Source organism: Paenisporosarcina sp. P4_D4 (genome assembly GCF_056401835.1).
Window position 1 is genome coordinate 1 of record NZ_JBFUIO010000108.1, and the last position, 10,403, is coordinate 10,403.

At 38.1% G+C, this 10,403-nt stretch carries 6 protein-coding genes; all 6 read left to right on the top strand.

The genetic code is table 11. The annotated features are described in order from the left end of the window. A partial coding sequence (locus AC1DSL_RS14940) for a winged helix-turn-helix domain-containing protein (RefSeq protein ID WP_477532778.1) occupies positions 1-311 on the top strand: 311 nt, incomplete at its 5' end. Positions 312-415: 104 nt separating this feature from the next. Continuing rightward, the gene (locus tag AC1DSL_RS14945) at positions 416-1,702 is read left to right on the top strand and encodes a sensor histidine kinase (RefSeq protein ID WP_477532779.1); all 1,287 of its coding nucleotides are present in this window, start codon (positions 416-418) and stop codon (positions 1,700-1,702) included. A gap of 108 nt (positions 1,703-1,810) precedes the next feature. Beyond that, entirely contained in the window at positions 1,811-2,479 is a 669-nt protein-coding gene (locus AC1DSL_RS14950) for a phosphatase PAP2 family protein (RefSeq protein WP_477532780.1), read from the top strand. 601 nt (positions 2,480-3,080) lie between these two features. Continuing rightward, positions 3,081-3,311, top strand: coding sequence for a DUF3658 domain-containing protein (locus AC1DSL_RS14955; protein ID WP_477532781.1), 231 nt, complete (start codon positions 3,081-3,083; stop codon positions 3,309-3,311). An 892-nt stretch (positions 3,312-4,203) separates the two neighbouring features. Beyond that, complete coding sequence (locus AC1DSL_RS14960; RefSeq protein WP_477532782.1) at positions 4,204-9,189, top strand: S8 family serine peptidase; 4,986 nt, start codon at positions 4,204-4,206, stop codon at positions 9,187-9,189. A 497-nt stretch (positions 9,190-9,686) separates the two neighbouring features. Then, positions 9,687-10,325: a hypothetical protein gene (locus AC1DSL_RS14965; protein ID WP_477532783.1), complete on the top strand. Its 639-nt coding sequence runs from the start codon at positions 9,687-9,689 to the stop codon at positions 10,323-10,325. Positions 10,326-10,403: the final 78 nt, after the last annotated feature.

A 10,403-nucleotide genomic window follows, 5' to 3' on the forward strand; every position in this document is an offset into this window, starting at 1 on the left:
AGCATGAAGAAAGCATCGCCAAACATTTAAAGTTCAAAGAGATTGAAGTCGACACCATCTCTCGAACTGTAAAGAATAGAAGCAAAGAGGTTACATTGACAAAAAGGGAGTATGAACTTCTCTTGATGTTTATGCAAAATGTCAATCGAGTTTTAACACGTGAACTCATTTTAGAAAAAATTTGGGGATATGAGACGTTTATTGAAACGAATGTGGTTGATGTATATGTTAGGTACTTACGTAACAAAATTAGTATCGAAGATGAAAACTACATCCAATCCGTTCGCGGGGTAGGGTATGTGATGAAATAATGAAGTTCAAGACGAAGTTAAAACTCAAATGGAAACTTGTTTTATGGTCGACTCTCTTAATGATGGGTTTATTTCTATCTTATAATTTATTGCAGTACTTCGTGATGAATAGTTGGATGGTTCGATACGAAGAGCAATCGATTGAGAGAAAGATGGATGCTACTCAAGAGTATTTCTCGGAGCAAGATAATCAAAACTTATCGATAAGTACGTTTAAAGAGAGTGAATCTTTTTTAGAATCTATCAATGAAAAATCAGAAACGATACGAATATATGATCGATATGGAAGAAGCGTTGTTGCAGTAAGTCAAGAGGAGGAATTAATCGTAACCGAAAAAACTGTTCAAAATGAACAGTTTGAATTACAAAAGATTGGTGATGATAGGCTCCTCATTTTCAGAAAACCTCTAGTAGGAACGAATTTTGTTGGGACAATCGAAATCGTGAAAAATCTAGAAATTTTTGATGATTTGTTAGAACAATTTGGAATGATGATGTTTTTAACAGGCATTGGCGCCTTTTTTTTAAGTTTATTAGGTGCGTTATTCCTGTCAAAACAATTTTTAAAACCCATTCAGGATATTTCATATACCTTAAYGAGGATAAAGAAATATGGATTGGAAGAGAGGGTAATGGTTCATCAAAATCAAGACGAAATTGCCCAACTTGCAGTTCATTTTAATGAGCTAATGGACCAATTAGAAGAGTCTTTCAATCAACAGAGACAATTTGTGGAGGATGCTTCTCACGAACTGAGAACACCACTATCTGTATTACAGGGAAACCTTATGATGTTGGATCGGTGGGGGAAGAATAATACTGAAGTTCTCAATAAATCATTAACTTCCTCATTACGAGAAGTTGAAAGAATGAATAAGTTAGTCAAAGAATTGTTAGACCTTTCAAGGCTTGATTCTGAAACAACGAATGATTCAAACATTACACAAATTGAGCCGAAACTTGTGATTGAAAAAGTAATAAATGATTTTAGACTGACTCATCCTGATGTTGATTTTAATCTATTCTTAGCAGATGAAGCACCGATTGCGATGACAGAAAGCCATTTAGAACAAGTCGTTACTATATTAATCGATAACGCGATTAAATACTCTGACTTCAAAAGTAAGCTGGTAATTTACTATCAGTCAAAAGATCTCGAAAATGAGATAATTGTGCAAGATTTTGGAATAGGAATATCTAAAGAAGAAATCCCATTTGTCACGCACCGATTTTATCGCGTTGAAAAATCACGAAATCGTAAAAAAGGTGGTTACGGGATTGGACTTTCCATTGCTCAAAAAATCATGGATACATACATGGGAAGTATGAGAATAGAAAGTGAGGTAGGAAAAGGAACATCGGTTACACTTACTTTTCCCAATCCAAAATGATTCAAATTGTAATGATTTTATTCCCGGTAAATACCAAAAAAACTCTTCCATATTGAAGAGTGTAGTAGGACAATTTTTACTATTAGTTCGAAATGGTGTGATTCATGCATGGATAAAAAAATTAAACTTTCGATTTTTTTAATCATCGGCTTATTTTCCTTTATCGGTTTTGGGGTAATGGCTATTTTGGTTCATGGTCAAAAAGTGATTAAATTTGATGATATAGTCATCAACTCAATTCAAGGATTAGAGACCCCTTTTTTGACGACAATCATGAGGTTTTTCACTTTCCTTGGGTCTATTACAGCCATCGTATTGTTGGCGGTTGTAATTATGTTAATTTTCTATTTTGTGTTTAAACTCAGATCAGAATTACTTTTATTTTTAGGCGTGATTGTAGGCGCGAATATCCTTTTTATCACGTTAAAACTTATTTTTCATAGAGCACGGCCAGACCTGCATCGACTCATTGAAATTACGGGGTATAGTTTTCCTAGTGGGCATTCCACGAATGCAATAGCTATCTATGGTATCCTCTCATTTATTCTGTGGCGACATATTCCCACCAAATGGGGACGAACTGTTGTAGTAATTTTAAGCGTTCTGATGATTTTAGCAATTGGTATTAGTCGAGTTTATTTAGGCGTTCATTATCCGAGTGATGTGATTGGTGGATATTTTGTTGGAGGTTTTTGGTTAATAATTAGCATTTGGCTATATCAGTTCTACAAAGAAAGGCTATATGAACGAAAACATAATCTCAAAGTTGAAAAATAAGCAATGTCTTTTATCTATATCGTACAGTGCCTTTCTTACAACGCTTAACCTGAAAATTCCCAACCAAAAAGACCTTCTCAAAGTGTCCCGAGAAGGTCTTTGCATTTTTAATATAATTAAACCAGTGCCGGATATCCTTTGGAGTGATCAATTGGTAACGCTTTCCTGGTGTGTGAAAAATTCAGTGATAAATCGTTGCCATGAAGAAAAAGGACATCAACTGGTCCGAACGGTCGATTCATATCCAGAATGGAAAACGGCCCGTATCGTCCCCCACATACGTTCGCAGCACACCTCGCCAWCAAAGGGATGCCGCTCGTGTGTATCCAGACCCCTGTTGAGCCATGACGATGAAACAGAAGCAATACTACGCAAGGTTCTACGACCATGCCCGGAAAGCCATCTATGACGAATGGATGTAATTTAGGGGATATAAGGAATCTTAGCAAAAATTATATTAACGCAAATAACCCACCATTCATAAAACGCCCAAAACCCTTGATGTATAAGGGTTTTGGGCATTTTTGTTTAGATGTTAAGGTTAAGAAAAAGAGGGATTACCGTAAAAACGACTGAAAATCGAGCAAAAACGAAGGAATAAATGAAGATAAGGGTTCGATCGGTTGAACCTGAATTTAAGGGTTTCGCAGAAACGGATGAAATATATTTTATGAAATCAGCGAGAGTAATCGGTGAAGTCATTGGGAATTTAAATCAATATATTGGCGACCAGTTTGTTAAATATAGAGTGAGACATTTAATAATGAATGAAGTGTTTGAAATAGAAGGTAATCCAAAAGCAATGAGGTTTTACAGTGTGAAACTCCGTTAATCTTCTTAAACTAACGGATGCTTTAGTCAAGTAGAGCACCGTCTTTTAAGACGTTGCTACATTTACATATAAAAGTACTTCTGATAAACAACCGGTTATAGCAGGTTCAAACAGTGCAGTGGTTACAGGATTGTTTAAAAATACTTCCTACTATTTAAGAGTAAAAGTAGTAGGCGGCTTGAACGATGGTATATCTAACGTTGTTACGGTAATAACAGCAGATCCATTACTACCTGCTAAAAAGAACAACAATTAAAACCGCAATCATGAATGTGAAAAGCCGTTCACAGGCAGTCATTTATGCCGTTCGAAATCAACTTGTTCCGTTTTATTATTTAAAAATCACTTATAAAAAAATGTCCTGTCCCTTATTATGTCCCTCTTGGTATAGCACTTTTGTTTTATGCAGGTATAGAACCAAAGAACAGCAAAAGATACATCCTATGTTTAATTTTCAGAAAAGTAGAAATGTGGGATGATAAGGATTAATTGGGTAATATTTCTGAATATTTAATGAATAAATGTTGAATAATCTCCCAGTTGATATTAGATTAGTTGAAAAATTTTAATAACCTGATGTTGAAAGACAGATCAGTGTATTAAATGTGAAGTTAAGTCATCAGCACGAAACCTTTACATTTTTACAAATATATTAATTTACTTTTAGTTAGGTAGGGGAGAGGTTTAATGAGGAAAAGGAGAAACAAAAAAATTATTATTAGAATCATTGTTTCATAATTCATTGCACTAAATGTGTAATAAAGAGACAGGGACTTGGAGTAAAGAAAATGGGGAAAAAAGCTAACAATAAAATTAAGGTCTTAAAAAGATTGTCTGTATTTGATCCAGCATAGGTGGTCCAGAAATTTCGTCTAAGATCAACACATCAAGCGTGGAACCTGTTCGTGTCATTGTTGAATTCGAGCAAGCACCGGCAAAAGTAGCTGTCATGCAGGCACAAGTAGCTGGAGACAAGACAACATTAGAAGAAGAAACACAAGACGTAAGCGATTCGCACAAACAGTTTCGTGCATTTGTGGATGGATTGTCTCAGCACAAAGCTGCCCTAAGTGTTAATGCAGTTACTGCGCAAACTGCAGCTAGTGAAGAAGATGCTGGAGATTCATCTGCCATCCAAATTACAAGAGAATATAAGAACGCGTTAAATGGGGTTGCCATGACGCTTCCAGGAAACATGGTCGAGAGACTATTCGAATCTGGTCTTGTTAGCCATGTATTCGCAGATGAAATAGTCAAACTTGACCCGATAGAAGTGGAACAAGTGAAGCAGCAAAGCGTTGAAGGGTTAAAAGAAAATTCGATCCCACTTCCGGGAATTGATGCGATTCATAACGAAGGCATTAAAGGAAACGGCATTAAAGTCGGCGTGTTAGATACAGGAATCGATTACAATCATCCAGATTTAACGGATGTGTATAAAGGATACAGAAAACAAGAAGGTGAGAACCCTAGTACAATTGACCCGAAATCAGTTAAGGGATGGGATTTCGTCGATAACGATGCAGATCCGATGGAAACAACGTACGATGACTGGGTGAATGCAGGTAAGCCAGTCAAACCAGGCCGTGAATACCCGACGTCCCACGGTACGCACGTATCTGGAACAATCGCCGCACAATCGAAAGCCACCATCGAAAATCCAGCACAAGGGGTTGCCCCTGGCGTTGATTTATATGTCTACCGCGTACTAGGTCCTTACGGTTCTGGTGCTTCGAGCGGGATTGTTGCAGCCATTGACAAGTCAGTTAGTGACGGCATGAAAGTCATTAACATGTCTCTTGGTGCAGCGAGTAACAATCCACTATCAGCAGAAGCAATCGCGGTTAACAATGCGACATTAGTTGGTGTAACGTGTGTCATTGCAGCAGGAAACGCAGGTAATTATGCATATACACTTGGCACACCTGGAGCAGCAGCGCTTCCGATTACGGTTGGTGCAAGTGACTTTTCGATATCGATTCCAACCGCAACGGCAACAGTTGGAAACGAAACGTTCACCAACTTTAAGTTGCTGGGCAAAGGGTTCAATGACAATGTAGAAACACTTGAAAACAAAACCTATCCAGTTGTGTTTGTTGGCTTAGGTGGCGAGGATGATTTCAAAGATGTTGATTTGCAAGGAAAAATAGCATTGATAGAGCGTGGAACGTATGCGCTTAATGAAAAAATTGTGAATGCACAAAAAGCAGGCGCAGTGGCGGCCATCATGTACAACAATGTCGATGGCGACATTGATAACTATTTAGCAAGTTCTGTTGGGTTTATCCCAACATTCCGCATGTCAAAAGCAGACGGCGAACGCTTAAAAACAGCGGCAGAACATGAGTCGATAACATTTACGGAAATCGGATCAATTGTCTCAGAAGGAAACCGTTTGGCAGGTTTCAGTTCAAGAGGACCGGTTATGTCAACCTATGACATTAAACCTGACGTTGTGGCTCCTGGGGTATCGGTTTACTCGACGTATCCAGAATTTATCCACAGTCCAGAAGCAGGAATTGATTACTCACAAGCATATGCTCGTATTTCGGGTACATCAATGGCTTCTCCGCACGTAGCAGGGATTGCTGCATTGATTTTACAAGCACACCCAGATTACAAACCGGCTGATGTCAAAGCAGCCTTGATGAATAGTGCGGACAAACTAAATGGTGACTATTCCGTGTACGAAGTAGGCGCAGGTTTAGTAGATGTAGCAGAAGTCGTTCATAACGATATGGCATTCAAGGTACAAGACACCACATTAACGGGTGATGGAAAGGGTGGCTTTATAGAGAACGCGTATGAAAAAGGCGCATTGACGTTTGGTGCGGTTTACAAAAAAGACGATAGCACAAACACAAAAAACCGTACGATTGTCTTTAAAAACCGCGGTACCCAAGCGAAAACATTCGACGTTTCGGCTGAATATAGTAAACCGGTTGATAATGAGAGTGCTTGGGTAAGTGACGCAGCAGCGAACAATGTAACCGTAACGACTTCATCAGCATCTGTGACGGTCGCTGCAGGGGAGGAAACAAATGTAACGGCAACGGTTAACATACCTGCGAGCTCAGAGACGGGTCAATATGAAGGGTATGTGAACATTGTCAACCATGACAATCCAAACGAACACTATCGCATTCCGTTCGCGACTCGCTTCGTTGAAAAAGGAATCGGAGACGTTGAGATCTTGAATCCAGCAATCTCAACGCTAAATTGGCCGAATCTATTTAGGATACCTCAAACTCGCTATATCACTTTCAAATTAAACAGCCCGATGAAAGATTTATGGCCGATTATCTATGATAAAGACGGCAAAGCACTTGGAGCAAGTTCGTTAAAACCTTTCAGCTTAAAAGGTGCGCCTCTTGATACGGAACTAAAAACATTATTCGCGGCAACGTATTATCCGTTTATCGGCGATCCGAAAGATGAAAAAACAGACATCAAACAACCGATGCAGACACTACCAGAAGGTGAGTATACCATCAAACTTCGTTCAACAGATGCAGATGGGGTGAGATACGAGGTCGTTAATCAAAAGTTTATCATCGATAACACTTTTTCGAAGTTGACGCTAAAAGACCATAAACCTGGTGTCTATGAGCTAAGTGATTCGGACTTTACAGATGAACAGATGCCAGACGGAAATACGCACCATGCGTTTTGGCTTCATGCGAATGTATGGGACGAAGGAACGGCAAAATTAGCACCTTTAGGCTACACACAGTCTGAAAATAAGCTATGGTATTACTTCAATCAAAAAGCTGTTTATAACGGCGATTTCCCACTTGATGCAAATGGGGATACAAAAATCGGAATTGAACAATCTGATATTGAGAATGGTCCAGCAACGCTCAGACTATTCCCAAACGATAAGGCGAGAAATGGGCACATGTTTACTGATATTGTTTCCTATGCATTCGTCAAAAAAGGGACACCTTATGTGTCACCAACTTACGATAAGCAAAAAATATATTTAAACGATACAGTCACGATGACGTTGAATTTAAACAACGTAAAAGACTTGATGGCTGGAAACTACGATGTTGGATTCTATGATTGGCTCTTCCAGTTCCAAAGCGTAAAAGTGAACCCAGAATTCCAGAAGTATGCGGATGAAAAAGGATTAACAGTAACCATTGATGAGCCAATCGTGAAAGAAGACCCTAATTATCCAGGTAGCAATAAAATGGTGAATGCGGGTGCTCATATCAGTGGCGGTGAAGATTTCAAAGGAATCAGCGGTGATACGCCATTCCTTGATGTGACATTTAAACTGTTCAGTGACGATTTTGGCACCCTCTTAGGTTACACGTTTAACGTCCAAGAGAATACCGTTCCATTCACGTATACACAATACGGTGAGCAAGACCCGGTTGTCATCCAATCATTCAACAATATTAACGATTTTAAGATCGTACCAAAGAGCTCTCATGTGATATCTTTTACCCATCTTGAAGCGTTCTATGGAAACTTTAAGATGGATTATTCCATCATAGGAGCAAAAGCATACGGGCAATTGAAAGACGGGACAAAAGTGCAAGGAACGATTGACAAAAATGGTTTTGTAGATATCTATATTCCTGTATCGAAAGGTCCAATCGATATCGATATTGTCGTAGAAGCACCTGGACACCTGAAGAGCATTCAGAAACTGACGCTTGGTTTGAAAACACCTTGGGGCGAAGACATGGGTGAGTATATAGTAAAGCCAGGTGCTCAACCAGTTGCAACTGCCGGTGATGTAAATGGAGACGGTGTCATTGACGTGTTAGACGTGAAACAAGTTGCCAAGAAATTCGGCGTTCAAAAACCGACTGATTTCAATATAGAAGACTTGAACCACGATGGTATTGTCAATGTAGGGGATATGAATTACTTGGTTGGAAATCTTTACAAATCAAACCCAGATGCAACAATCACACCAAAAGAAATGGTCGACGGAAAAGTGAGCACAGATTTCTTCAACGAGCTAAGTATTAAATCTCTTGTGAACACATTAAAATCAACAACAAAAACGAATCATTCAGCAACATTGAATTGGCTAGCAGCTGTTGGTGCGACGAATGTAAAAATTGAGCAATCAATTGATAATGGCCCATGGACAACAGCTACTACAAGTAATCCGTTAACAGTTGATTCAAATACAGCAGTTGTGACTGGATTAAACGAAAACACGACTTACAAATTCCGCGTAACGGTAACAGGCGGGTTAAACGCTGGTTTTTCAAACGTGGCAAYTGCTACAACAGATGTCACGTTACCTCCAAACCCAACACCAACTCCAGAGCCAACGCCTGAGCCAATCACATTTGCTGATATCTCAGAACATTGGGCAAAAGAGGATATTGAATTATTAGCAACAAAAGGCATTATTAATGGACTGAAAAATGGTTTATTTGCACCCGAAAAAGATATTACACGTGCAGAATTCACAGCCCTACTTGCGCGTGCTCTCGACTTGCCAAAAGCAACGGAACAAGAAAACTTTACAGATGTCCGACCAACGGATTGGTATGTTTCGGAACTACAATCAGCTGTTGAAGCAGGATTAATCAATGGTTACGAAGACAATACATTTAAACCAAGTATGTACATCACACGTGAACAAATGGCTGCATTAATGGGTCGTRCATACAAAATCATAGAGAAACAAGCACCAACAGTGGATGTGGATCAAGTATTGGCAAAATATATMGATCGTAAATCTATCAGTGCATGGTCCAGAGCAGACGTAGCATTAGCTATACAACTTGGCGTAATTCAAGGAAACAAGRCAAATGAATTGCAACCAAAAGAATCTGCAACAAGGGCAGAAACAGCAGTCATGCTAAAAAGATTACTGGTAGAAATTAAACTGCTAGAAGAATAGATTTGCATAAAGCGATATCCATCAAATAAAATGACAAATTATCAAAAAAGGTATGTTCAAAGTGATTTCTGAACATACCCTTTTTTTGCCTCCTTCCGGCATTAAAGAGGAAAACTAAACCGGCATTGACAGATGAATTGAAAATATCGAATATCATCGTATTTATGATGGGAAAATCAGCCAAGATGAATGGCTATTTTACATACGTTGTGAAAAAGGTTTGTCTTAGTTTTCATATTACTTAGAAACTGTAAGCATTAAAACTAAGTATACAATGACACCAATGTATGTAGTTTTGAAATAAAGATGCGATGTTTTGAATATTGTCGCGACGTTTGCTAAAAAGTTGCGTTGATCCGAGCAGGATTAGCGCTTTTTTTGTTGAACTTATTGAACTAACGGGGCAAGTTAGTTCAATAAGAATTATTTACATACTAGATAAGTTAGGACAAATTTTATGTACCAAAGTTTCAACAACGCCAAAGGGATGTGTATTAATGAAAGAGTATTATCACTCTAAAAAGAAGAAAATTAGGGGATGGAAGCGTCACAAGAGGAAAATAGAAAAATGGAGACAAAATGTATTCGACTTAGAAATTGATTACATACGAGAAAATCAAAAAGATTACGCAAAGTTGCGGATTCATCCATTTTATTCGTTAGTCCGTACAAACCCACCAAATTGGTATAACCGTTTATTGTTAAGCAAAATGATAGATGTATATCTAAACTGGTATGAAAAAATGGCGAAAGAAAATGAAGACTTTTATCTAAAGATTTGGTTATATGAACCTGAATTTATCAATTCCCAAATTGTTGTCTCGTACAAAGACTGTATAAATTTTTACAATGATACCTTTGATAAAAACACTATTAAAAAGGTCTTTCCACTTCATAAATATGAGTCATTAAAGGATAAATTAGCAATGTTTGATTGGGAAGCCCACATTGATGCCGAAAAGTATTGGGAAGAGGAAATTAAAGAAGATATAGAGATAGGGTACAGAACAAAAGAAGAGGTAAATGAGATACTAAATAAATCTTATAAAACCGAAAAAATTAAACTTAGCTATGGAAGTGACACCATTTATAAAGTAAATGTTGGAGATGTTTGGGTGGGAACTTTAAAAAGATGATGGAGTACCCCTATGAAGACTGCTCTCAGTTCTTCATTAAAATATATACCTACCATAGAAGCCATATTTAACTAACGG